Annotated in this window: 20 protein-coding genes and 2 tRNA genes; 5 read left to right on the top strand and 17 right to left on the bottom strand. The window is 61.3% G+C overall.

The window, feature by feature from the left end; all coding sequences use genetic code 11:
* The first annotated feature begins 19 nt into the window (after positions 1 to 19).
* The 4 genes from erpA (at position 20) to RFM40_RS11145 (ending at position 1935) form a co-directional block, all read left to right on the top strand.
* Entirely contained in the window at positions 20 to 367 is a 348-nt protein-coding gene (erpA, locus tag RFM40_RS11160) for an iron-sulfur cluster insertion protein ErpA (protein ID WP_292304269.1), read from the top strand.
* 8 nt (positions 368 to 375) lie between these two features.
* Positions 376 to 768, top strand: coding sequence for a VOC family protein (locus RFM40_RS11155; protein ID WP_320226567.1), 393 nt, complete (start codon positions 376 to 378; stop codon positions 766 to 768).
* A 7-nt stretch (positions 769 to 775) separates the two neighbouring features.
* The gene (gene xth, locus RFM40_RS11150) at positions 776 to 1570 is read left to right on the top strand and encodes an exodeoxyribonuclease III (RefSeq protein ID WP_320226566.1); all 795 of its coding nucleotides are present in this window, start codon (positions 776 to 778) and stop codon (positions 1568 to 1570) included.
* 80 nt (positions 1571 to 1650) lie between these two features.
* The gene (locus RFM40_RS11145; protein ID WP_320226565.1) at positions 1651 to 1935 is read left to right on the top strand and encodes a hypothetical protein; all 285 of its coding nucleotides are present in this window, start codon (positions 1651 to 1653) and stop codon (positions 1933 to 1935) included.
* 10 nt (positions 1936 to 1945) lie between these two features.
* On the opposite strand, the gene RFM40_RS11140 is transcribed toward RFM40_RS11145, so the two are convergent.
* The 10 genes from RFM40_RS11140 to RFM40_RS11095 all read right to left on the bottom strand — a co-directional run bounded on the left by RFM40_RS11140 (position 1946) and on the right by RFM40_RS11095 (position 13526).
* Positions 1946 to 2773: a tetratricopeptide repeat protein gene (locus tag RFM40_RS11140; protein ID WP_320277549.1), complete on the bottom strand. Its 828-nt coding sequence runs from the start codon at positions 2771 to 2773 to the stop codon at positions 1946 to 1948.
* Positions 2760 to 4484 carry a dihydroxy-acid dehydratase gene (gene ilvD, locus RFM40_RS11135; protein ID WP_320277548.1) on the bottom strand — a complete coding sequence of 575 codons (1725 nt, stop codon included), beginning with the start codon at positions 4482 to 4484 and terminating at the stop codon, positions 2760 to 2762. Before ilvD ends, RFM40_RS11140 begins: the two co-directional genes overlap by 14 nt.
* A gap of 290 nt (positions 4485 to 4774) precedes the next feature.
* A complete protein-coding gene (locus RFM40_RS11130; RefSeq protein ID WP_320277547.1) occupies positions 4775 to 6013 on the bottom strand; it encodes an OmpP1/FadL family transporter in 1239 nt (412 codons plus the stop codon).
* A gap of 360 nt (positions 6014 to 6373) precedes the next feature.
* Entirely contained in the window at positions 6374 to 9157 is a 2784-nt protein-coding gene (locus RFM40_RS11125; protein WP_320277546.1) for a valine--tRNA ligase, read from the bottom strand.
* 237 nt (positions 9158 to 9394) lie between these two features.
* Positions 9395 to 10201: a PopZ family protein gene (locus RFM40_RS11120; protein ID WP_430691660.1), complete on the bottom strand. Its 807-nt coding sequence runs from the start codon at positions 10199 to 10201 to the stop codon at positions 9395 to 9397.
* A 244-nt stretch (positions 10202 to 10445) separates the two neighbouring features.
* Complete coding sequence (locus RFM40_RS11115; RefSeq protein ID WP_320277568.1) at positions 10446 to 11840, bottom strand: TolC family outer membrane protein; 1395 nt, start codon at positions 11838 to 11840, stop codon at positions 10446 to 10448.
* Between the two features lie 189 nt (positions 11841 to 12029).
* Positions 12030 to 12704 carry a protein-L-isoaspartate O-methyltransferase family protein gene (locus RFM40_RS11110; protein ID WP_320277544.1) on the bottom strand — a complete coding sequence of 225 codons (675 nt, stop codon included), beginning with the start codon at positions 12702 to 12704 and terminating at the stop codon, positions 12030 to 12032.
* A gap of 107 nt (positions 12705 to 12811) precedes the next feature.
* Positions 12812 to 12885, bottom strand: a tRNA-Cys gene (locus RFM40_RS11105).
* A gap of 175 nt (positions 12886 to 13060) precedes the next feature.
* On the bottom strand, positions 13061 to 13321 hold the full coding sequence (locus RFM40_RS11100) for a hypothetical protein (RefSeq protein ID WP_320277543.1): 261 nt from the start codon (positions 13319 to 13321) through the stop codon (positions 13061 to 13063).
* On the bottom strand, positions 13308 to 13526 hold the full coding sequence (locus RFM40_RS11095; protein ID WP_320226556.1) for a hypothetical protein: 219 nt from the start codon (positions 13524 to 13526) through the stop codon (positions 13308 to 13310). The genes RFM40_RS11100 and RFM40_RS11095 overlap by 14 nt, the downstream gene beginning before the upstream one ends.
* A gap of 14 nt (positions 13527 to 13540) precedes the next feature.
* Between RFM40_RS11095 and RFM40_RS11090 the strand changes: the two genes are divergently transcribed.
* Positions 13541 to 13615: transfer RNA gene (locus RFM40_RS11090), tRNA-Asn, on the top strand.
* Between the two features lie 849 nt (positions 13616 to 14464).
* Here the strand turns inward: RFM40_RS11090 and RFM40_RS11085 are convergent.
* The 7 genes from RFM40_RS11085 to RFM40_RS11055 all read right to left on the bottom strand — a co-directional run bounded on the left by RFM40_RS11085 (position 14465) and on the right by RFM40_RS11055 (position 23038).
* The gene (locus tag RFM40_RS11085) at positions 14465 to 16465 is read right to left on the bottom strand and encodes a glycosyltransferase family 2 protein (protein WP_320277567.1); all 2001 of its coding nucleotides are present in this window, start codon (positions 16463 to 16465) and stop codon (positions 14465 to 14467) included.
* Complete coding sequence (locus RFM40_RS11080) at positions 16447 to 17676, bottom strand: HlyD family secretion protein (RefSeq protein ID WP_320277542.1); 1230 nt, start codon at positions 17674 to 17676, stop codon at positions 16447 to 16449. Before RFM40_RS11080 ends, RFM40_RS11085 begins: the two co-directional genes overlap by 19 nt.
* 430 nt (positions 17677 to 18106) lie before the next feature.
* Positions 18107 to 18445 carry a slr1659 superfamily regulator gene (locus tag RFM40_RS11075; RefSeq protein WP_320226545.1) on the bottom strand — a complete coding sequence of 113 codons (339 nt, stop codon included), beginning with the start codon at positions 18443 to 18445 and terminating at the stop codon, positions 18107 to 18109.
* 18 nt (positions 18446 to 18463) lie between these two features.
* A complete protein-coding gene (locus tag RFM40_RS11070) occupies positions 18464 to 19024 on the bottom strand; it encodes a slr1658 superfamily regulator (protein WP_320226544.1) in 561 nt (186 codons plus the stop codon).
* 2 nt (positions 19025 to 19026) lie between these two features.
* Positions 19027 to 21393: a SpoIIE family protein phosphatase gene (locus RFM40_RS11065; RefSeq protein ID WP_320226664.1), complete on the bottom strand. Its 2367-nt coding sequence runs from the start codon at positions 21391 to 21393 to the stop codon at positions 19027 to 19029.
* Positions 21390 to 22568, bottom strand: coding sequence for a methyltransferase domain-containing protein (locus RFM40_RS11060; RefSeq protein WP_320226543.1), 1179 nt, complete (start codon positions 22566 to 22568; stop codon positions 21390 to 21392). The genes RFM40_RS11065 and RFM40_RS11060 overlap by 4 nt, the downstream gene beginning before the upstream one ends.
* A 2-nt stretch (positions 22569 to 22570) precedes the next feature.
* Complete coding sequence (locus RFM40_RS11055) at positions 22571 to 23038, bottom strand: ubiquinone biosynthesis methyltransferase UbiE (protein WP_320277541.1); 468 nt, start codon at positions 23036 to 23038, stop codon at positions 22571 to 22573.
* Positions 23039 to 23044: the final 6 nt, after the last annotated feature.

Below are 23044 nucleotides of genomic sequence, written 5' to 3'. Positions count from 1 at the left end.
CGAAAGCAAGGTGACGTCGATGGGCGCGGATGCCAAGACTGCCATGAAGGTCGAGATGACCGACGCCGCCGCGAAGCGGATCGCCAGGATTTTGTCCGGCGAGCCCGGCAAGACGGCGCTGCGCGTTTCCGTCGAAGGCGGCGGCTGCTCCGGCTTTTCCTACAAGTTCGATCTCGTCGATAGTCGCAACGACGACGACGTCGCCATCGAGAAAGATGGCGCGACGATCCTGATCGACGACCTCTCGCTGGTCTATATGGGCGGCTCGGTGATCGACTTCGTCGACGACCTGATGGGCCAGTCCTTCCAGATCAGGAACCCGAACGCCGTCGCCTCCTGCGGCTGCGGCACCAGTTTCTCCATCTGACAACTACGATGTCAGCGATAGGCGCGGTCCGCCAGGTCGCGCTGTCGGCCGGGCGCGATCTCGATGCGACGCTGGCCTTCTGGCAGGGTGTGCTCGGCATGAGCGTGCACGCACGCTACGATCCGCCCGGCATTGCTTTCATCATGACGTGCGGTGTGCGGCTGTTCTTTGCCGACGGCGTGCCGCCCGGCACCGTCTATCTCGACATTGCAGGTCTAGAGGCTTTCCATGCCGAGGCGAAAGCAGCCGGTATTCCCTTCACCGCGCCGCCGGCGCTCGTCCATCGCGACACCGAGGGCCAGTTCGGTCCGGCGGGGGAAAGCGAATGGATGGCCTTTCTAAAGGACCCCGCAGGCAATACGATCGGCCTCGTCGAGCGCCTTGCGCCGGAAGAACATTGAGGTCCGCATGAAGATCGTCACCTGGAACATCAACGGCGTCCGCGCCCGCATCGGCAACCTTACCCACTGGCTGACCGAGAGCGCGCCGGACATCGTCTGCCTACAGGAGATCAAGACCCTCGACGATCAGTTCCCGCGCGCCGAGATCGAGGCGCTGGGCTACAATGTCGAGACCAACGGCCAAAAGAGCTTCAACGGCGTCGCCATCCTGTCGAAGTTACCCTTCGACGAGGTCAATCGCGGCTTGCCGGGCGACGATGTCGACGACCACGCGCGCTTCATCGAAGGCGTCTTCTCGACCGACAAAGGCGCCTTGCGCGTCGCTTCGCTCTATTTGCCAAACGGCAATCCGGTCGACGACGAGAGGAAGTTTTCCTACAAGCTGTCATGGATGGCGCGGCTCGAGCGCTGGGCGGAAGAACGGCTCAGGCTCGAGGAGGCGCTGGTGCTGGCCGGCGACTACAATGTCATTCCGGAGCACGCCGACGCCAGGTTCCCCGAGAACTGGCTCGGCGACGCGCTGTTCCAGCCGCAGACGAGGCAAGCCTTCCGCCGCCTGAAGAATCTCGGCTTCACCGAGGCTGTGCGCGCCGTCACTGACTCCTCCGACGTCTATACTTTCTGGGACTATCAGGCCGGCGCCTGGCAGAAGAACAACGGCATCCGCATCGACCATCTTTTGCTGTCGCCCGAAGCTGCCAACCGCTTTTCCTCGGCCTCGGTCGAAAAGCATGTGCGCGCCTGGGAAAAACCCTCCGATCATGTGCCAGTGGCGATCGATCTCGACCTGCAGCCGGCCTGAAGAAGCTATTCAGCTAACTCGCGCAGAACCCTGATATCGCCACAAATCGCGCGTTTGATGCGGGTTGTCGCGGGGGTTCGATGACGATCCGATTTGCTCTTTGCCCGATCGGCTTTGCGCTGGCGTTCGCCGCGCCGGCGCCGACGCTCGCCCAGGCATGCCTTGCCAACGGCAAATCCTTCAAGGTCGGTGAGACGGCCTGCCTGACCGTTGCCGGCGAAAGTCACCTCGCGCGCTGCGACATGGTTCTCAACAACACCTCCTGGACGAAGGTGAAGGACGACTGCCCCGGCGAGAACCAGGCGCCGAAATTGCACCCGACCTCGATGCCGAGCACGGTTCCGACGGAGCCTACCGACAACTGAAAGCCGCCGCTTACTGGTCGCCGTTGTTGCCCTTGGTCAGAATGTCGTCGGCGAGCGAAATCGCCGTGCGGCGGTCGGCCTCGCCGGCGGCGGCGAAGGCCTCTTCCTGCATGCTGCGGATCCAGGGCTGATCGGCCGGCGGAGCACGCTCCAGCGCCGCCGTCATCATCGCCAGGCCGCGCACGACCTTGCCGCTTTGGAACAACAGATTGCCGAGCGTCGCCTGCGCGCCGGCATGGCCTTTTTCAGCCGCCAGCTGCAGCCAGCGCCCGGCCTGCTTGACGCTGGCCTTCACGCCGCCCTCGCCCTTGAGGAACATCTGGCCGATCTCGAACTGGGCGTTCGGATTGCGGTAGTTGGCGGCGGCGCGCATGTAATATTCCTGCGCCGCGACCTCGTTTTCCTCGACCGGGCTGCCCGGGATGCCTTTGCGCAGATAGTCGCCGAGGGCGACAAGCGCGTCGGAGACGTAGCTTTCCTCCGGCGAGCCGGGCTCGACGTCCTGGTCGACGATCTCCGAGAAGAACTTGAAGGCCGCATAGTCGTCGCGCGTCACGCCGTCGCCTTCGGCATACATGCGCGCAAGCTTCCAGGTGGCGCCGATCTGGCCGTTCTCGGCGGCGTATTTATAGGCCTCGACGGCCTGGTCCTTATGGCCGTTCTTGTAGGCGGAAAAGCCGAACTGGAACACCGCCCACGGGCTCGACTGCGGCTTCACCCCCGTCTTGTCGTCGAACACCTTGTCGTCGAAGGCCATGGCCTGCCCGACGGCGCCCAAGGTCGCAACCGCGACCAGTGCCGAAAAGACAGACGACCTCAACATCTCAAATGTCCGCATAGCAGTGTGTTTCTTTCGCACCGCCCGGATGGGTGACGGCGCCGTCGCGGGCCGACCCTACGGTCTGCGCATATTTCCAGATCGCGCCGGACTGGTAGTCGGTCTCACGCGCCTTCCATTTCTTCGCCCGCGCCGCCAGCTCCGCATCCGACAGCGCCACCTCGATCGTGCCCTTCACGGCGTCGATCGAGATCACGTCGCCATCCTTGACGAGCCCGATCGGCCCGCCGACCGCCGCCTCCGGCCCGACATGGCCGATGCAGAAACCACGTGTAGCACCGGAAAAGCGTCCGTCCGTGATCAGCGCCACCTTGCCGCCCATGCCCTGGCCGTAAAGCGCCGCCGTCGTCGACAGCATCTCGCGCATGCCCGGACCGCCGCGCGGCCCCTCGTAGCGGATGACGAGGACCTCGCCTTCTTGGTAATTGCGCTGCGTGACCGCTTCGAAGCACTCCTCTTCCGAATCGAAGCAGCGCGCCGGACCTGAGAATTTCAGCTCCGACATGCCGGCGACCTTCACGATCGCGCCTTCGGGGGCAAGGTTGCCCTTCAAGCCCACAACACCGCCTGTCTTGGTGATTGGCCGATTGGCGGGACGCACAACATCCTGGCTGTCATTCCAGGCAACGTGCTGCATATTTTCGGCCAAAGTGCGGCCGGTGACGGTGAGGCAATCGCCGTGCAGATAGCCGTGATCGAGCAGCGTTTTCATCAAGAGCGGGATGCCGCCGGCCTCGAACATGTCCTTGGCGACATATTTGCCGCCGGGCTTGAGGTCGGCGATGTAAGGCGTCTTCTCGAAGATCGCTGCCACGTCGAACAGGTCGAACTTTATGCCGGCCTCATGCGCGATCGCCGGCAGATGCAGCGCCGCGTTGGTCGAACCGCCGGTGGCGGACACGACGGTTGCCGCATTCTCCAGCGCTTTGCGCGTGACGATGTCGCGCGGCCGGATGTTCTTGGCGATCAGCTCCATGACCTTTTCGCCGGAGGCGAAATTGAAGCGGTCGCGCATTTCGTATGGCGCCGGCGCGCCGCAGGAATAGGGCAAGGCCAGGCCGATCGCCTCGGCGACGGTCGCCATGGTGTTGGCGGTAAACTGGGCGCCGCAGGAACCCGCCGAAGGACAGGCCGCCTGCTCGATCTCGAGCAGCTCGTCGTCGCTGATCGTGCCGACCGAATGCTGGCCGACAGCCTCGAACACGTCCTGCACGGTGATCTGCCTGCCGCGATAGCTGCCGGGCAGGATCGAGCCGCCATATATGAAGATCGACGGCACGTTGAGGCGAACCATCGCCATCATCATGCCGGGCAGCGACTTGTCGCAGCCGGCAAGCCCGACCAGCGCGTCGTAGCAATGGCCGCGCATGGTGAGCTCGACCGAATCGGCGATGACCTCGCGCGAGACCAGCGACGACTTCATGCCCTGGTGGCCCATGGCGATGCCGTCGGTGACGGTGATGGTGCAGAACTCGCGCGGCGTGCCGTTGGCGGCCGCCACGCCTTTCTTCACCACCTGCGCCTGGCGCATCAGCGAGATGTTGCAGGGCGCCGCCTCGTTCCAGCAGCTGGCGACGCCGACCAAAGGCTGCGCGATCTCGGCCGCCGACAATCCCATGGCATAGAGGTACGAGCGATGCGGCGCGCGCGCCGGACCAACGGTCACGTAGCGGCTGGGCAGCTTGGCCTTGGAGATTGCCTTGGCGTCCATACTCGTCCTTGCCGCACACCCCGCGGCCGTTCCCATCGCCGGGCCAACCTGGCACGCATCCCGAGACCTATTCGAGTTGCTCCGGGTTTATGGCGGGAAATAGGCAGTTCCCTCGGCTAGCCTTTTAGCGCCGGGGTTGTTCATAAACTGTTGCTAAAACGTCACAATCGTGAAGGGCGCCAGTTGTGATGAGAACCTGCAACATAGGATCGGCCGGTCGAGCCAGGCTGTTGATTGCACAGCAAAAAAGGCCGGGCGGTGCCGGCCTTTCTTTTAAAATTTGCGGAACCTTAGAACTTGATCTTGATGCCGCCCGAAATTGCGGTGACCAGATCGTTACCGAAGTCGTAGCTGGCGTCCGTGCCAGCCACATAGCCGTTCTCGCCAGCGACCGTCCCGGAATGGCCACTGGTCATGACACCGACCGCACCCGCCAGGCGCACTTCGATATTCGGCTTCGGCGTATAGGCAACACCACCGCCAAACGTCCAGGTGTCGGTCTGCGAACCGTAGCCATGCGAGGTACCGCGATCCCAGGAAAGCTGGCCGGCAGCGCTCCACTGGTCATTGAACTTATGGCCTATGCCGCCTGAAACCGTCCAACCGTCACGATACATCAGGTCAAGCGAGGTTACCTGAGCTGAGTGAGCGTCATCGCCCGTGACGCATAGCGCAGCAGGAGTACCCACTACACAGATAGGAACGCTCTGCAAAACACTCCAATTGACCCATTTGATCGAACCGAAGGCGAGCCATCCGGGTGCGATGCCCGACTGCAGCTTCAATTCTACCACATCCGGCATGTACTGCGTTGAGCCGTAGATCGGCAGGACAACCCCGCCGACATTCGTGAGATCGAGCGTGCCCGAGATGTTGTCGAGCTTGACCTTCGAATTGTAGACGAGGCTCGCGCGCAACGCGATGTCGGGGATTTCGTAGGCAACGCCAGCGCGCCAGCCCCAGCCGTTGCTCGTCAGATCGACACGACCGGTACCGCCGAAGTCGGGCACCAACGGTGACACCAGGCTTTCCTTGAAGCCGTAGACCTTCTGATAGAAAACGCCGCCGATAAAGCGAAGCTGCCCCTTGCCCGCATCCATTTTATAGGAGCAAGTAGCCGCGTAGTTGTCGCTCTTGATGTCGGTTTCCATGTTGGAAAACGCACCATTCCAGACCCCGGGCGCTGTGTGCGCACCCCAAGGTTGCGAATAGTCGACCATACAGTCGATGCCTTGGACAACCTGAACCTTGGCGCCAATGCGCGGAACCCAATAGTCCTCGGCCCCATCGGCCGTAGTGCCAAAGCCGAGGTCGAGCCCTCCCGGACCGCGCGCATTCTTGTATTTGCGATCCGGCATCACGAAGGTCGCTTCCGCTTCCGTCGCGAAAGGCGACGGATCGAACAGAAGATCGATATCGTAGCCGCCACGCTCTAGGCCGCCGGCATGTGCCGGATGCATCGCCGAGCCGATCAGAGCGAGCGAAAAGCACCCTGCCCCCAGCAGTGCTTTGAGCCGCAAAATATTCATGGAAGTCCCTCCCCGAGATATGCGGGATCAAGCTAGAGCCAATTCGGGTTAATGGCGCAACTGCGAATTCAAGAGTTGTACACGTACACCTTGACAGCTCGCATTTTCGCCATCGTGCCCGGCCGCGAAATCGAGCTAATCGCGGCTTAATAGGCATGGAATGGCAGGAAAAAGCTGCAAAAACCTTTCAATGTAGCCCAAAAACAGGCCATTTTGCAGGAAACAGGCCCATTGTTACATTATGGCAACAATGGGGCTAAAAGTTTCCGTTTACGTCAAAATTAACGCAACGGCATGCCTGCTCTCAAGGTGCATTCCGGTGCGGAAAGCGGCCCCTCCAGCTAGGCCGAATCTTGCCTCTCAGCCGGCGTCGCGAACCCTGGTCAGGGCGACCGAAAGCTTCTCTTGCGCTTCGCGATATTCGGCGAGCTTTTCGCGCTCGGCCTCGACCACCTCTTCCGGCGCGTTGGCGACGAACTTCTCGTTCGACAGCTTCTTGTGCAGGCGGGCGATCTCCTCGGTCACCTTGGCCAGTTCCTTCTGCAAGCGCATGGCCTCAGCCGCGAGGTCGATGAGGCTGCCGAGCGGCAGGCAGATGGTCGCTTCATTGAGGACGATCTGGGCCGAGCCCTTGGGCGGCGTTTCCGCGAGCGATATGCCGCCGACGCGCGCCAGGCGCTTGATAGCCTGACCGTGGCGTTCGAGCCTCTCGCGCGTCGTCGCGTTGGCGCCGATCACCGCCAGGGGCGCGATCGCCGCCGGCGGCACGTTCATTTCCGAGCGCACTGAGCGGATGCCGGAAACGAGATCGACCAGCCAGTTGATGTCGGCGGCCGCGTCGTCGTCCTCGAAGTCGGGCGACGGCCAGGCGGCGTGGCAAAGCAGCGACTCGCGCTCCTTGCCCTCGCCCGCGGTCTGCGCCCACAGCTCCTCGGTCATGAACGGCATCATCGGATGCAGCAGCTTGTAGATCTCGTCGAGCACGAAGGCGACGCAGGCCCGGCTTTCCGCCTTGGCCGCCTCGTCGGTGCCCATGAACACCGGCTTCAGCAGTTCCAGATACCAGTCGCAGAACAGGTTCCAGACGAAGCGGTAGGCCGCACCCGCCGCCTCGTTGAAGCGGTAGGTCGTAATGCCCTCGGTGACCGCGCGGGCCGCCCGCGTCAGCTCCGTCAGGATCCAGCGGTTGACCGCGAGCTTGGCGTCGTTCAGCCAGAAATCGTCGTTCCTGGCGACTTCGTTCATCTCGGCAAAGCGCGTCGCGTTCCACAGCTTGGTGCCGAAATTGCGGTAGCCGGCGATACGCGCCGGGTCGAGCTTCACGTCGCGTCCCTGCGCCGCCATGACGGTCAAGGTGAAGCGCAGCGCATCGGCGCCGTATTCGTCGATCAGGTCGAGCGGGTCGATGACGTTGCCTTTCGACTTCGACATCTTCTGCCCGTTCTTGTCGCGCACGAGCGCATGGACATAGACCGTGTGGAACGGCTCCTCGTCCATGAAATGCAGGCCCATCATCATCATGCGGGCCACCCAGAAGAAGATGATGTCGAAGCCGGTCACCAGCACGTCGGTCTGGTAGTAGGTCTTGAGCTCCGGCGTCTGGTCGGGCCAGCCCAGCGTCGAGAACGGCCACAGCGCCGAGGAGAACCAGGTGTCGAGAACATCCTCGTCGCGCGTCAGGATCTCGCCCGGCTGGAAGTTCTCGAGCTTGTCCTCGACCCAGGCCTTCCACGGGCCTTCCAGCGCCAGATAATATTCGATCGCCGCGGCGAGCGCCTCTTCCTCGGTCTTCTCGACGAAGACGCGTCCATCCGGCCCGTACCACGCCGGAATCTGGTGGCCCCACCAGAGCTGCCGCGAGATGCACCAGGGCTGGATGTTCTCCATCCAGTCGAAATAGGTCTTTTCCCAGTTCTTCGGCACGAAGTTTGTGCGGCCTTCGCGCACCGAGGTGATGGCCGGCTTGGCGAGCTCGGCCGCGTTGACGTACCACTGGTCGGTGAGGAACGGCTCGATCGGCACGCCGCCGCGGTCGCCATGCGGCACGGTGTGGCGATGCGGCTCGACCTTTTCCAGGAAGCCGCCGGCTTCCATCAGTTCCACAACCTTCTTGCGCGCCGCGAAGCGGTCCAGCCCGTCGAGCTCGTCCCAGACGGCCTGGCGCTCCGGCGTCACCTCAAGACCGGCGAGAAAGTCCTCGTTGTCCTTGAGCTTGACGGCGGCTTCGACGGTCAAGATGTTGACCGCCGGCAACTTGTGGCGCTTGCCCACCTCGAAATCGTTGAAGTCATGCGCCGGCGTGATCTTGACCGCGCCGGAGCCCTTCTCCGGGTCGGAATATTCGTCGGCCACGATAGGTATCTTCCGGCCGACGATCGGCAGGATGACGTTCTTGCCGACCAGATCGCGAAACCGTTCGTCGTCGGGATGCACGGCCACCGCCGTATCGCCGAGCATGGTTTCGGGGCGCGTCGTGGCGACGGTGATGAACGTCTTCGGATTCTCAGGGTCGAACACCGTACCTTCCACCGGATAGCGGAAATGCCAGAGATTGCCGTTGACCTCGTGTTGCTCGACCTCGAGGTCGGAAATGGCCGTGAGCAGCTTCGGATCCCAGTTCACAAGGCGCTTGTCCTTGTAGATCAGGCCCTCCTTGTAGAGCGTGACGAAAACCTCCAGCACCGCCTTGGACAGACCCTCGTCCATGGTGAAACGTTCGCGCGACCAGTCGGCCGAGGCGCCGAGCCGCTTCAGCTGGTTGAAGATCGCGCCACCGGATTCGGCCTTCCACTCCCAGACCTTTTCAATGAACTCTTCGCGCGTCAGGTCGCGGCGGTGGATCTGCCTTTCCATCAGCTGGCGCTCGACCACCATCTGCGTGGCGATGCCGGCATGGTCCATGCCGGGCTGCCACAGCACGTTCTTGCCGCGCATGCGCTCAAAGCGCACCAGTATGTCCTGCAGCGTGTTGTTGAGCGCATGGCCCATATGCAGCGAGCCGGTGACGTTCGGCGGAGGGATAACGACGGTAAAGGCCTCCGCCCCTTCCTCCGCCCCAGCGCCGGCGCGGAAAGCGTCGGCCTCTTCCCAGATTTTGGCGATCTTCGGCTCGACGGTTTTTGCGTCGTAGGTTTTATCAAGCATGGAGGAAGTCCGAACTGTCGGGAACAAGCGTCCGGTGTAAATCGGAAGCTCTTGGCCGAGTCAACCGCGAGAAGGATAGGCCCGCCTCGCCCAGATGGGCTTGCCGCGACTGACGGCAATCCCACGCCTCATCGCAAAACGATCCCAAGGCTGCATTTGCCGGAAACAAAGCGCCGCCAGATGGCAGCGCATCTTAAAGCGCGTCGCGCAGAAATTAGCTTGAACGATCTGGCAAAATCACTGCGCGCCGCGCGCCACGCGCTCGATTTCCTCGCGCACCAGCCGCTCGACCAGTGTCGGCAGGTTGTTGTCGAGCCAGTCCTGCAGCATCGGCCGCAGCATCTCCTCGGCCATTTCGTCGAAGGTCTTCTTGCCGCGGCTGGCGAAGGCATCGGAAAGCTCGCCGAACGCCGCAGCGACCTGACGGCCCGCATGTTCGGACAGGATCGTCGGCCGGGCCGGCGGCAAATCGGCCGAGGATGACCCTGAGACCTTGCCGGGTACCACGGTTTCGGTAGCTGGCGCGGCAAGATCCTCCTCGTCGATCTCGACTTCGGGCGCCGCTTCCGGAGGGCGAGTCGCCACCTTCGCTTTGACCGAGCTTCCGCCAACGGCAGCGATCTCGCGCCGCCAGTCGGCGACGATGGTATCGGCACTTTGCGGTGCGCCTGCTGCTGCGGCCGGAGCGCCGGGCTCGGCAGCGACGCTGCCCCCTACTTCGGCCAGGGTGGTGGGTGCAGGCGCGGTCTTCACGGGTTCGGGGCGCGTCTCGCCGCGCTCGACCGCCGGATCGGAGGCCGCGAGCTGGGCCTGTATTTCCGCCAGGCTCACCGGCTTTCTGGGGGCGGATTCCGCGTTGAGATCGGAACGGAAGGCGTCAACGTCGGCGGCCGGCGCCGCCGCCGTCGGCTGGAGGTCCTGGCGCAAGTCACCGTTGTCGGCCGGTTGCTTGCGGCCGGTGTCGCTGTCCTCGATGATCCTTCGGATGGAAGCAAGAATCTCTTCCATGGAAGGTTCGCGCTGTGCGCTGCTTGCCGTCGCCATCGTCACATCCGCCGCCCTTGTGACCTATTGCAGATTTCCATTCCGGCCCGGCCGGAATTCGAATCAATGGCGACAGCGTAACCGACCGATCGTCATCCGAGAATCCCCAATCTGGGGAGACATTGGATTTCAACAGATTAGCTGACTCCGCGCCAGCAGCCGGCCGCTTGGCGCTCAAACGCAAAAACGCAAAAACGCCGCCCATCCGTCGGATGCGCGGCGCCTTTGGAAGTTTGCAGAAGGATCAGCGGCCGTCCGGCGTGCGCAGTCCGATCCACTTGTCCTTGACGGCGTTGTAGTGCTCTTCCGGCTTGTATTTCGTGACCGCTAGGCCGAGCCGGTCGACCGACAGCCGGCCGATCGCCGACAGGATGGCGTAGCTCGCTACGACGACGTCGCGTTCGGAGCTGGCCTGGTTGATCTTGGCCGTGATGACGGCGTTCTGCGCGTTGAGCACGTCGAGCGTGGTACGCTGGCCGACATTGCGCTCCTCGATGACGCCGTTGAGCGCCAGTTGCGCGGCGGCGATCACCTGCCTGTTGGCATCCACGCTTTCGCGGGCCGCGGTGTATTGCGTCCATGCCGAAGCCACGGCCTGGCGCACCTGGTCGCGGCTGACGTCGACTTCGATACGGGCCTGGCTAAGCGATTCCTTCGATTGGCGAACCAGCGCCGAGGTGCGGCCGCCCGAATAGATCGGTACGGTGAGCGTCGCGCCGATATTGGCCGAATTCGTTGTCCCTTCGGACGACGATGATGCAAAAACGCCGGGCGTGGTGTTGCGGTACTGGCTCGAAATCCCGGCACTGGCTGAAAGCTGCGGCAAAAGCGCCCCTTCGGCCGATTTCACCGAAAACGCAGCGGCGTCGACAAGATGTTCCGTGGCAAGGATGGCCGGATGCTCCGCGGCGGCAACGGTGAAGGCCGAATCGAGGCTCGCCGGCAACAACTTCCCAACCGGCGCGGCCGCCCTGAGCTTGCCCGGCTCGTCGCCGATGATCTGGTGGTAGGTCGCGGCACTGGCCTGCGCCGTCGCGCGAGCGGCACTGAGCTGGGCCACCGCGGTGGAGCGCGAGGCGTCGGCCTGAGCGACGTCGGTGCGGGTGCCCTCGCCGACCTCGAAGCGCGACCGTGCAGCGCGCGCCTGCTCGGTCAGGAACTGCAGGTTCTGTTCGGTCAGCACCGCGATCTGACGATCGCGGATCACATCCATATAGGCGCTTGCCGCGTTGAACAGGATGTTCTCTTCGGTGTTGCGCAGGCTTTCTTGCGAGGCGCTGACCTGCGCTTCGGCGGCGGCGACATTGTTCTTGGTCTGAAACCCGTCGAACAGCGTCTGGTCGATCTGAACCCCAAAGTTACCTGTAGTGATGTTTAAGGTTTGACCCAGGCTGTTGGAGTGGCTGCTCGTGTAATCGATGCTCGCCGATCCCTTGATCGTCGGGCGGTAGCCCGATTTGGCGATGGCAACGCCTTCATCGGTAACGCGGGTGCCGGCACGGGCGGAATTCAGCTGGGAATTGTATTGATAGGCCTTGGCGAGCGCGCCGGTAATGGTCTCGGCGGATGCGGCCATTGGCGAAAGCGCGGTCGCCGAAACGAGCATGGCTGTTAGAAAAGTCTTGCGTACGGGCGGCACGTTATTTCCCTCATTCGTTTTGCATGGGAACCACGCCGCGTCAGCCCACCCTAAACGGATCGACCAGCGCCGCGTTGTGGTATCGTTCCCCCGCTGACAGCCCCCCGAAAATGCCCGGTTAAGCAAATCAGCAACGATTGTTCAGGCGCAAGCGATCATGACAGCGCCTTCGCTGCAAGGCAAAAACGCTTAAAATTCGAATGCATGGGCACGTTCGAAGCCCGGTAGTGGCTTAATTGCCGCATTAAATGCGCGTCTTCCGGTTACAACCCCCCCAGCCTTGAAAAATAGCCGAGCCACGCCAGAGTTGCCCTGGCCTTCGACCACAACCAGCCGTCCGTCCTCGGCGAGTTGGCCGAGCAATGCCGCAGGCACTTCCTCGACGCTGCCGCCAATGAAGATGACATCATAAGGTGCCTTCGCGGCATGACCTTGCGGCAACGGCCCGGTCATCACCGTCACGTTCTGGCAACTCAGCGTCGAAAGCGTCGACTTCGCGGCTTCAGCCAATGCCGGGTCGCTTTCCAGCGCAACCACCGATTTTGCGATTCGGGAAAGCAGGGCGGCCGAATAGCCGGTGCCGCAGCCGACATCGAGCACCGAATCGCTGTTGCTGATCTCGGCCAGTTGCAAAAGCTTGGCGAGCGGCGACGGTTCCATCAGGTAGCGGGCGCCGCTGCCATTGGCGCCGCCGGAAACACGGATGTCCTCGTCGATATAGGCGAGATCGCGTTGGCCGGCGCCGACAAAGGCTTCGCGCGGCACGGAAAGCATGGCTTCGATCAGCGGCGCGCTGGTCACGTCGGTGGTGCGGATCTGGCCATCGACCATCTTCACGCGGCGTTCGGAAAAATCAGCGTTCATGTCCCAACCAATCCGCTTCCGCGCCAGTTCGCTACCCGCATGAAATCAGCGGGCCAATTCGACCGGAACCTGACGCTCCGGCGCGACGGCGCCGGAGCCCGGGCATTTGGAGGCCTCGCCCGGAATCGAACCGGGGTGCAAGGATTTGCAGTCCTCTGCGTAACCACTCCGCCACGAGGCCTTCCATGCTCCCGGCGTTCCGAGCGAACTCATTATGTTGGCGGTGAAAGGTCGTCAAGCACCGGCAAGTCATTCCCGACGCTTTCCCATACGTCATCCGAAACAGTGGTTGCCAATCGCTTGCAGCCGGTCTCGACGGCGCTTTCGGAGCTTTCCGGATCTCTCCTGGCAAGCTTTCAGTCGGGCCGGCGCCGGCGCTGCCACCAGACGACGAAGCGTCGCCTGTGGCGACGCACCAACGCGAATTCGTAGGACAGGATCAACAGGCCCAGCGGAATCATCCAGAAGCCGAGAATCGGCAGAAAGCCGAGGATACCGCCGACGGTGAGCAGCACGCCGATCGCGATCCGCGCCCCCCGCGAGCGGGGCATGGTGAATTCGCGGCCCAAGATCGTGATCTTCCGCGCCGGGGCGTTATCGTCGTCAGTTGCCGTCATTCAAAAACCAGATCCCATCTGCGCGGCTGAAGCCGTCGATACCCAAAGCCAACAGCCGACCGCTTTGTTCCGTGCCAGTGTGAACCCGTTCATATGTGGGCACGCCGAAACGATGCCACAAATGGCCGCACGAAAAACTGGAGAAAAATTGCGAATTGCTGCTTTGCAAAGCGGAAAGGTGTTTGCTATAGGCTGCGCCACTCACATCAGAGCCTCCGTTCCCCGGTAGCTCAGTGGTAGAGCAACCGGCTGTTAACCGGTTGGTCGCTGGTTCGAATCCGGCCCGGGGAGCCAAATATTTTCCAAGCGTTACGGATTTTACGCATTCCCAGTAGTTTGCGCATCACTGCTCGGGGCAACGCCTGGGGCAACACGGAACGACTCCTGCCTTTGCCTCTCGCCATTTTCCCTGGCTATCGGAGACGATCCATTTGATGACTTATCGCACCAGCGTTCTCTGCTCCCCAAAAGACTGACCGCATGATGCTGGTGCACAATCAGTCGTGACTGATCGGCATGAGGCGCGTCTGTTCCCAACCGTTACTTTGCTGCTGGTGAGCCTCGTCCTGCCTGCTTGGCCTGGCAGAACCCGGTTACGCTGAGTGACTGCCGGCTGTTCGAACGCCTGTTCGTGAAGGTCGCGGAAAACGCGCGTACCGATTCAAATGCCGCAGGGAACCAACCCGAGGGTGAGGAAGGGAGTTTATTGCCGCGCCGCCTTGGTCCAGTGCAACGGGCCTTGGTAAGGCCGGGACATTGGCACGATCGGCGTCGGCACACTGACGGGAACAGCTGACCAGGGTTGTATCGCCTGGACGAGGTGCGAGAGGAATCGTCCAGGGACGATCAACGCACACTGCCTGAAGCGAAACCGGCCAACAGTCTCGCAGTTGGTCTGGGACGACCTGATGTCGGCGGGCTGAAGCCGCCGCATCGCCGAACGATCATAGCCCTGCAGAAGCGTTATCTTCGGAACGTCCTCTGACGCTGACGCGTGCGGTGCATGAGAAGTTGCGGCCGGAGCTCATTCTTCGAGCATTTTCAGATTGCAAACTTGCAACTGATTGCGCTGCTAATGCTCAGAACCATTGTGAGTTTTTCTCTCGCCCGTGGCCCTGTGCCTAATTGCCAGAGAGATTTTGGCTATGCGCGTTGATAGTCCGGCCCGAACGTCCGTGAGAACAGGCCGGCGGCCACGGTCCGCCGTCGAAGCTCCTCGATATCCTGCGAGTAGTCGCCGGTGTAGAGCTTGATGATCATCTGGTCGCGCGCCGCTCCAGTCAGATCGTAATAGAGATGGCCATATTTGAACCGGCCGGTATCCCGGCGCCTCCCCTGTGTGCGCCTGGTGACGCCCCTGAGTTCCGCTTCGAAGGGCTCGACGCCGTGCAGCGTTACTTCGACGACCTTGCCGGTCTCGACGTCGGTTCCGATGGGGATTTCGACCACGGCTTTGTCGAGCGTGAGGCTGACGACCCGCCAGGCGATGCCGCCGAACCGCGCCGGCTCGTCCGCACGGAGGCTCTCGGAGGCGGGATTCGTCTTCTCGAAACAAATCAGCGCCGCAATCATGAGCACCACAACGTTCACCAGTGCCCAATAGATTGCGACTGGCGAGAATTCCCCCGGAGGAATGCGCGCCCATTCCGGCATGATGTTGATCACAAGTCCGAGCGCAGTGGCCGCAATCAATATTGCCAGGCAGGCAAAGGTGTAGCCGTCGAATTTGTTGTCGACATTCGAGCTTCCCTTGGGTGTCACCCGAAACGGCCGCCCAAATGGCCGGATCAGGCTCGAAATCACAGTCGGCAGCATCCGGAAGGTGGAGAAGGCGCCGACAGCGCTCGAAACCACCGGCAGATAGCGCGTCGGCGTGATCCAGTGCATCAGCAGGAAATAGGCGACGAGAACAGGCAGCTGGTGGCTGACCAGATCGGCTACTTCCGTGAAGAAGAGCGGAGGATACCCCGTCCAGAAATACATGGCAGGGACGATGAGGATCGCCAGGCGCACGAAATACTGCACGAGCCAGCTCACAGGCAGGAACATGATGCGCTGGAACAGGCTGAGACCCGGACCGCGAAGGGGTCCGTTGTGCACAAAAAGCGTCTGGATCCCGCCCTGGCACCAGCGTTGCCGCTGCACGAAATAGCCCTTCAGGTTTTCCGCAGCGAGCCCGATTGAAAGCCGCTCGTTAAGGTATCGCGTCTTGTATCCCTTGTTCAGCATCGTCAGGGTCGTCAGCAGATCCTCGGTGATCGACTCCGTCGGAAAGCCGCCGATTGCCTCCAGTGCCGCGCGACGCGTGATCGAGCACGAACCACAACAGAAGCTTATGTCCCAGGCATCCCTGCTGGCCGCCATCTCGTCGAAAAAAAGGCGCTGTTCGTCAGGCCAGGACCGCTCCAGTCCGAGATTGATCTGGACGGGATCCCTGTTGAAGAAATGCTGCGGCGTCTGCACGATGCCGATGCTGGGATCGGTGAAGAAAGGCAGTGTGCGTCGAAGAAAGTTCCGGTGTGCCACGAAATCCGCGTCGAACACTGCAACGAACTCGCCATCGCTCACCGTAAGGCCGTTATTCATGTTGCCGGCCTTGGCGTGGGCATTATCCGGTCGGGTAACGTGGATTGCGCCCTTTTCTTCGCAGAACCGCCGAAGCCAATCCCGGCGCTGGTCGTCTAGGACGTATACTTTCAGCTTTTCCCCGGGATAGTGGAGGCCGAGCGCACCAATGATGGTTCGCTCGAGCACGTCCAACGGTTCGTTGTAGGTCGGGATGAAGACGTCGACTGTCGGAAGCTCTTGCCGGGGCCGGCGGAAGAAATCGCTTGCGAGCGCATCCGCTTGGGCGCCGCGGTCGACATACCGGCTCATGATAATGAGGAAGAGCGTTATATCGAAGAATGCGAGCAGCTCGATGCCATAGAGAAACCACACCCAGTAGAAATCGAGGCCATCATTGGGATAGGGCAGCACGGTATCGGTGAGACGCCACCACAGATATCGGACAGCGACCCCGAAAACGATTGCGCAGGTGATGGTGCGCGTCCAGGTCTGGTACCGCGACCAGCCTTGGACGAAGACGAGGAAGAAAGCCGCGACCAGAAAGGTCGGGGCGAGCATTACCAGATACTGAACCATAGCCTCGTCAGCCACTGGGCCATCGTGAAGCTGCGCGTGTGGAAGCGGACCTGGACCGACCGCCCGACATGGCAGAAATTGCTGTAGTCGGTGTTGAGAGACGAGTTTGCGAGCGCCACCCTGATCCGGGCGTTGCGCCCTCTGCCGCTTGGAGGCATCGCCGCGAGTGTCGGCTCCTCTACCACCGCCGAATTGCCACGAACCGAAGTGACCTCACCGTCAATGACATTATCAGTCCCGAGGATGCGCACATCCGCGGCGCGGCGCGGATAGATCTGGTCGAAATCGACCTCGGGAACCAGAATATCCACGAAGAGGTCGCGGCAATCGAGCACGCGCAGCAGTTCGTTTCCGGCGACGACATTGGCTCCCGCAACGACGTTGTTACGCCAGATTACGCCGTTGAAGGGCATTGTCGTGACCGCGCGTTCGAGGCTGTCGACCCGTCGCGCCTCCTCTGCCAGCTGTTTGGAAATCTCTCCCAGACGGGTACGGCTTTCTGCGGCACGCGCATCGAGATCGGCGATCTGGATCGCCAACTCGTCCTGCCGCTGGTGCGAGTAAGGAACGTCGTTTTGCCCGTCCTCGAGAAAAACGCCTTGCCGCATCGCCTCCAGCTGCCGCTCCAGCCGTTTCAGGGTCAGGTTTTCGACTTCGACCTCTGCCGAGGCCGCGATCTCTGTCGCTTGCGCCTCGTCGACACTGCTCTGCGAAACGACGCCTCTCACCATCAGCGTGGAATTGCGCTTGAGTTCCGCCGCGCTCGCCGATCGCCGGGCAGCCAGCATCGTGATGCGTTGACGTGAAATCGCAATCTGCTGTTCGATGCTGTTGATCATCGCCTTGCTATAGGCATCGAAGCGTCGGCCCAATCTGGCACGCAGCGCCTCCAACTCGCTGCGCTGATTTTCGAGCGCCTGCACCCTGTTCCGCGTGGTCTCCAGTTCCGCGGCCAGCGATGTCTCGACGGCGCGATTCACCCGCTCATTCTGTATCGTCAGCAGTACTGCATTTTCCGGCAGGTGCGTGCCGGTTTTCGGCGGCGTCTGCAGCACGGTGCCCTCGATCGGGGCCGAGATCTCGGCGAAACGCGCATTGATGGTGCCGTCGAGGCTGGTATATCCCGTGAGTCCAGGCAAGAGAGCAAGAACAGCGGCAACCAGCAGCAGGACTCCTACTGCAACTCGGACAAAGCGTTTGTTCCAGAACATGGGCGTCTACAAAGCGATCAACAGTCGTCATTGGTAACGACCCCACGCCCAATCGCTACCTTAGCGCGCAACCGTTAACAATAACACACCCGTTCAATGAGGAATCAGCGACGGAGGGAGGCTTGGCCCTACGCAGATACGCCCTTGCGGCCAGGGTGCTTGCGGACGGTCGGTGGCCTATAGGCGAGCTTGCCGCGAAAAGGCGGCCGCTGCTGCCCCGTTGTGGGCATTCTGGTGCTCGGGGCGATCATTCCGGATCTCGATCAGGTCGTTTGCAGTGGAACAGGAGACCCCATGCGCCCTTAGGTCCGATCCTGCGGCTTCACATGCGACCGGCACTGCTCGCCGGGGTGGCTATCGTTGAGCGTTCTTGAGCGGGTCTGCGTACTGAGCCCGGGTGAAGAGCTGCGTTGACTGCCGGACAACTCGGTTAGTCCATCAAAAGCACCAGGGCAGGATGCAGCTTCTTCAGATTCGGCAATGATTTCGATTGCCAGGGAATGTCGGACGTTCCACGCACGACAAGTCGAACGTCAGGATGCTTGCGCACCTCGATCGTAAATTTGGCCAGCAGGTTGATGCCGGATGAGTTAAGAAAGTGAAGGTCCTTTAGATTAAGCGTAATGGAAGAGGGATTTGAGGCAAGAACACTATTCGCCAAAGCCATGATCGGTGCACCGGCCTCTGAACTGGCAAGCCGCATTGCACCGTCAAAAAAAATATCGCTTCCTTCAATCCACACCCGATAGTCGTCCGTCTTGATTTCCATTGTCCGGCTTCGTTTCATCTAGTTGTGAGTTTGCGATATCGGAATGGAGGCATACGTCTCCAAGCAAATCCGATCGCTTTCGTCGGCGGAGCTGAATATCCAGGCAAGGCGCGCGCCATAGTCGCTCATCAACGTCAGCAGTCCGAGTCCGGAGCCTTCCGCGTCGGGGTTTGCAGCATTCGATTCAATTCGCTGTATCAGCAGATCTCCGGGGTCGCCAGCCGTGATGTCCGCCAGGAGACTTTGGAACCGAGACGCGTTTTCGCCGGCGACATCATTCGACACTTTGAGCTTGAAGCAGTCCGAATCCATCGATGCCTCGATCACGATTTCACCCGGCGCGCGAAACTTGACGGCATTTTCGATGAGTTCGTTGGCCAGATATCCGATGCTATGTCGCACTTCCATGTAGTCATTGCGGAACGACCGAAAGCGCAATGCGAAAAGATCGGCAATGAAGTCCGAGGTCGTAGCACAATGACGCCAACTCAAGTCGAGAGGTCCGTCGAAAAGCCGCACGCGGCTGACACTCTCCTTCATGCCGATTGCAATGTCTGGTGTACCGAACAGCGCTGTCATTTCTATGTGTGCCTTATGATCACGAGGGTGATGTCGTCGTGGATCTTCTGGATTCCGATATGGGCCATCAGATCCTCGATGATCCCGGTCTTGATTTCCTCGGCGCTCCTGCCATGACGCTTTTGCACGCTCTGGCAGAGGCGCTCGAACCCGAACAGTTTTCTGTCTTCGTCTTCTGCCTCGGTAACACCGTCGGTGTGCAGCACGATCACGTCGCCGCTCCCGAACACGATGTCACGCGTGTCGATGAAGTGCGAGATGTCATTCTCCAGGCCAACCGGCAGACCCAGATCAAGCGTATCGATACGTTCAACGTCCCCATCCGCGCGCACGACGAGAACGTCCTCATGCTGGCCGGATAGCGTTACCCGCCCATCCTCAAAGTCAAGAAAGGCCAGCGAGAGATGCTTGTCGGTGTTCGTCCGCTCGATGTTCTTGTAGATTGCTCGGTTCAGCCGAACCAGAAACTGGTGCGGATCGCGTTCGTTGGCCTCCTGCAGCGCGCGTGCAACGGATTGGACCATCAGCATCAGCACGCCGCTTTCGAGCCCATGACCCGTCACGTCGCCGATGCCGATCTTGACCCGTGATCCGTTCTGCAGGACGTCGTAGTAGTCCCCGCCCACCTCGTCGGCCGGCCGCATATAGGCCGCGATCTCCAGCCCCGGAATCGCTTCTAGTTCGAATGGCTTTGGCAGGACCATCATCTGGATCTGCCTGGCAACCGCGAGTTCCGCGCCGAGCCGGACGTTCTCGTCCCGCAGCTTTTCGTTGAGTGCGGATATCTCCTGATTTGCTTCACCGAGTTCTCTGGTTCGTTCGTCGACGAGTTGCTCGAGGTTTTCCGTGTGAAAGCTGATCTGCTCAGCCATCCGGTTGAAGGCGGTCCCCACCGCTCCGACCTCGTCGCGCGTTGGAATGCTCACGCGCACTGTATAATCTTTGGACTGGAGCCTCTGCGCGGCGCTGGCGAGCGCCCTGAGGCCTGCGGTGATGCGCTTCGAAATTCCGAGCACCGCCGCAAAAACAATCAGAAGCGAAACGATGATCGCGCCCACCTGAAAGAGCAGGATACGGTTGGTTGCGCGCGAAATACTCTGCTGCGCGGCGAACAGGGACGCATAGATCTCCCGTTCGGGAACGACGATCCCGACTGACATGGTTTCGGACTTGATCGGGCCCGAACTCCACAAATTGGTCGGCTTCAACCTCTTGAGGACGACGATATAGGGTACCCGCTCGCCGTTGTTGTCGAGCATGATGTGCTGGATGACCCCGTCATTGTTCTGGTCGAGCGGCAGCGATGCGATCGCCGGCTGAGTGCTTGCTCGCAGCGACCTCTCCAGGCCGGTGACGCCCTGCGTGCCCGCATCGCTCGAGGATGTCAGACCGATGATCGCCTGGCCCGACGGGTTGATCGCCACCACGTTGCCAGTCGACATCGTGAGGAAGCCGAACCCGGTTTCGGCGATCTTCACACGCTCGACGACTTCCGCGAGCTGGTCGAGCGTGATGTCCGCCCCCGCCGTACCGGCGATACCGGTGCGATCGCGCTTCCACAGCGGGTGGAAGAAGCTGACGATCAGCTTTCCGGTGATGGCATCGGTGTAGGGCGCCGTCTGGGTAATATCGTCGGGGACCGGACGCGAGGCCGGGTCCCTCGCCCATTGCTGCCATGAGCCATAGATTCCCGGAAAGAAGAACTCCCAGAACTCCGCCTTGTTGTGGCCTGGATAGAGCCGGTCGAAGGTCTGTGCCTGGTCCGTATATGGTACCGTCCTGAAGATCGGCCGTTCCTTGGGACCGATATAGTACATCTGCAGCTTGGACGATCCGCTTGCCATGAGAGTCGGCGCGACGAGATCGATCACGGTGCTGTCTTCAATTTCCTGTTGAACGCCCGGCAGCGGACTGTGGTCGGCGCCCAGCAGGTAGCCCCAGACGCTTATCACGGAAGGCGCGCCCGGCAGGTTCTGCGCCCAATCGCCGTGCGTGTCGTAGACGACCTTGACGGAGCCGGGCGCCTCCTGAGAAAGGGTCGCTCCGACCTGCTGCCGCCTCCTCGGATCGTCGATCTGGGCCTGCAGTACGCCGGCCAGTGCCTTGACGTCCCCGTGGACTCGGTCGAGCAGCAGGTCGACACTTGACGCCGTCGACACGGCATAGGACCGAATGTATTCCTGGTTCGCAGTCGTCAGGCCCTCGCCGACTTCCGATGTGGCGTCGCGCGACAGCTTTTGAACGTTCCAAAGTGCCAGGCCACCGCTCAGCAGGAGATCGAACAGGACGGCGCCGCCGACGACCAGTACGAATTTCGCTCGAAAGGAGCGCAAGCCGAAACGCGGTGTGGGCTCATTGTCGGCTTTCATTGCGGCCGTCGCCCCGATGCGACCCAGATCGGCCAACCCGCATAACCCTTGGGGTGGAGCGCGGCGAAAATGTGATCCTGGAAGCCCTGCCTGAACCGCGCGACGAACTCCGGTCCGTCGCCGCGTCTGGTCGCCATCTCACCCGCATAGACATCCGCCCAGGCTGCAATAACGTCCGCGAAGTCCTGCGGATCGCCGTCCAGATTGGTGACCATGAACGTCTCGACACGTATGTCTTCGAATCCGGCTTCGACCAGGTATCGCCGGCTCTTCGGCCCAAGCTCTACGTCCATCTCGAAATGCCCGAACAGCTTCGCGACCTCGTTGTAGGTCCAACGAATGCTTTCGGCGCGCGGCTCACCAAGGCAATGCGAATTCTTCTCGTTGGTGATGTAGACCCGCCCGCCTGGTTTGCATATGCGGTAGAGTTCCTTGAGGATGAGTTCAGGTCGATTGAAGATTTGAAGGGAATGCCGGCAGGTTACCAAGTCGAACTGCGCTTCGTCGAGCAGCATCTCCGATGCATCGCCATAGGTATATTCGATACCGCGGATATCGAACTCCCGCATCACTCGCCGAGCATAGTCGAGGCTTGATATCGAGTGGTCGAGGGCGACGATCCGCGATGGCTGGAACTCCTTCTGCACCAGCACGGCGAAATCGCCGATCCCGCAACAGATGTCTGCCATGACGATGCCGGGCTTCATGCCGTGTCGCGGCAAGATTGCGCGTTCGTGGCGCCAGGTCATCTTTGTCTGTGTGCGCAGGATCGGAACGAATCCGCCCTCCTCGAGGAAGCCCTGCCCCGGATAGAATTGGCTGTCATACTCCTCGACCGTGATGTTCGGTTCGATGCCGCTCAAGCGACCGAATTTCCGCGACGTCCATCCGACGACGCTTGACGTGATGACGACGAATTTGAGATCGGGTCGGGCGCGGCAGGCGTCGATGATGATCCTTGAAAAGGCGTGAAACGCAGCGTTGTTCATCTGCGTCAGGCGTTTGACATTGACGTAGAGAACGCCGCGCACGCCGCTGATCGCATCGCGGAGCAGGCCTATGCTGGGTCCAAGCTCATCAATCGCCTGGGGCCGGACTACCCCAGATATGGCGAATTCCTGATTGTTCGCGTCATAGCGCGCCTTGAACCGCGGGAGGAGATCGTAAGGGCTCACCTCTATTGGCCCTCAAGCGGAAGATCCACGACAAGCTTGATCGCGTCACCGTCGACCTCCTCGACCCTGAGCGTCGCTCCGTAGTCGACAGCCAGTTCCAGGAGCACGACCTCTCGGCTAGGTGCGATATCTCCGGACACGGAATTAAGGTATCGCTCCCTGGCCCCGGATCCTGCGGCTTGCGCCACGGCCTCCCCGTAGAACTGGCGCTCCTCCGGCACGCAAGGAAATGTCAGCTCAATCCTGTCCGTCGCGCCATGGCGAGACACCTTGCATGCCAGTTCGCCGTCGGCATGGCGAGTTCGAAAGGCGACTTCCAGCAATTCGTTAAAGGCGGAGGAAAAGAGGTTTGAGTGCCGGACCGAATCCGACCTGTTTTGACTGACCATGCGGGCCATGTAGGTCGAGACATAATCGCAGTGTCTCCAAGCTGAGACAAAAGCTTTCATTTCCATGTCGACCTGGATCATGGGCTC

The organism is Mesorhizobium captivum (assembly GCF_033977165.1).
In the GTDB taxonomy this organism is placed as follows: domain Bacteria; phylum Pseudomonadota; class Alphaproteobacteria; order Rhizobiales; family Rhizobiaceae; genus Mesorhizobium; species Mesorhizobium captivum.
The sequence above is the reverse complement of the archived record's forward strand: the minus strand, read 5'-3'. Positions and strand labels throughout refer to the sequence as shown.

Coding starts and splice junctions, on each gene's coding strand:
- RFM40_RS11130 (WP_320277547.1), bottom strand. CDS start 6,013: ATGAATATTTTGCGGCTCAAAGCACTGCTGGGGGCAGGGTGCTTTTCG.
- RFM40_RS11155 (WP_320226567.1), top strand. CDS start 376: ATGTCAGCGATAGGCGCGGTCCGCCAGGTCGCGCTGTCGGCCGGGCGC.
- ilvD (WP_320277548.1), bottom strand. CDS start 4,484: ATGGACGCCAAGGCAATCTCCAAGGCCAAGCTGCCCAGCCGCTACGTG.
- erpA (WP_292304269.1), top strand. CDS start 20: ATGGGCGCGGATGCCAAGACTGCCATGAAGGTCGAGATGACCGACGCC.
- RFM40_RS11145 (WP_320226565.1), top strand. CDS start 1,651: ATGACGATCCGATTTGCTCTTTGCCCGATCGGCTTTGCGCTGGCGTTC.
- RFM40_RS11080 (WP_320277542.1), bottom strand. CDS start 17,676: ATGTTCTGGAACAAACGCTTTGTCCGAGTTGCAGTAGGAGTCCTGCTG.
- RFM40_RS11140 (WP_320277549.1), bottom strand. CDS start 2,773: ATGCGGACATTTGAGATGTTGAGGTCGTCTGTCTTTTCGGCACTGGTC.
- RFM40_RS11085 (WP_320277567.1), bottom strand. CDS start 16,465: ATGGTTCAGTATCTGGTAATGCTCGCCCCGACCTTTCTGGTCGCGGCT.
- RFM40_RS11070 (WP_320226544.1), bottom strand. CDS start 19,024: ATGACAGCGCTGTTCGGTACACCAGACATTGCAATCGGCATGAAGGAG.
- RFM40_RS11110 (WP_320277544.1), bottom strand. CDS start 12,704: ATGAACGCTGATTTTTCCGAACGCCGCGTGAAGATGGTCGATGGCCAG.
- RFM40_RS11120 (WP_430691660.1), bottom strand. CDS start 10,201: ATGGCGACGGCAAGCAGCGCACAGCGCGAACCTTCCATGGAAGAGATT.
- xth (WP_320226566.1), top strand. CDS start 776: ATGAAGATCGTCACCTGGAACATCAACGGCGTCCGCGCCCGCATCGGC.
- RFM40_RS11065 (WP_320226664.1), bottom strand. CDS start 21,393: ATGAAAGCCGACAATGAGCCCACACCGCGTTTCGGCTTGCGCTCCTTT.
- RFM40_RS11055 (WP_320277541.1), bottom strand. CDS start 23,038: ATGATCCAGGTCGACATGGAAATGAAAGCTTTTGTCTCAGCTTGGAGA.
- RFM40_RS11075 (WP_320226545.1), bottom strand. CDS start 18,445: ATGGAAATCAAGACGGACGACTATCGGGTGTGGATTGAAGGAAGCGAT.
- RFM40_RS11125 (WP_320277546.1), bottom strand. CDS start 9,157: ATGCTTGATAAAACCTACGACGCAAAAACCGTCGAGCCGAAGATCGCC.
- RFM40_RS11100 (WP_320277543.1), bottom strand. CDS start 13,321: ATGACGGCAACTGACGACGATAACGCCCCGGCGCGGAAGATCACGATC.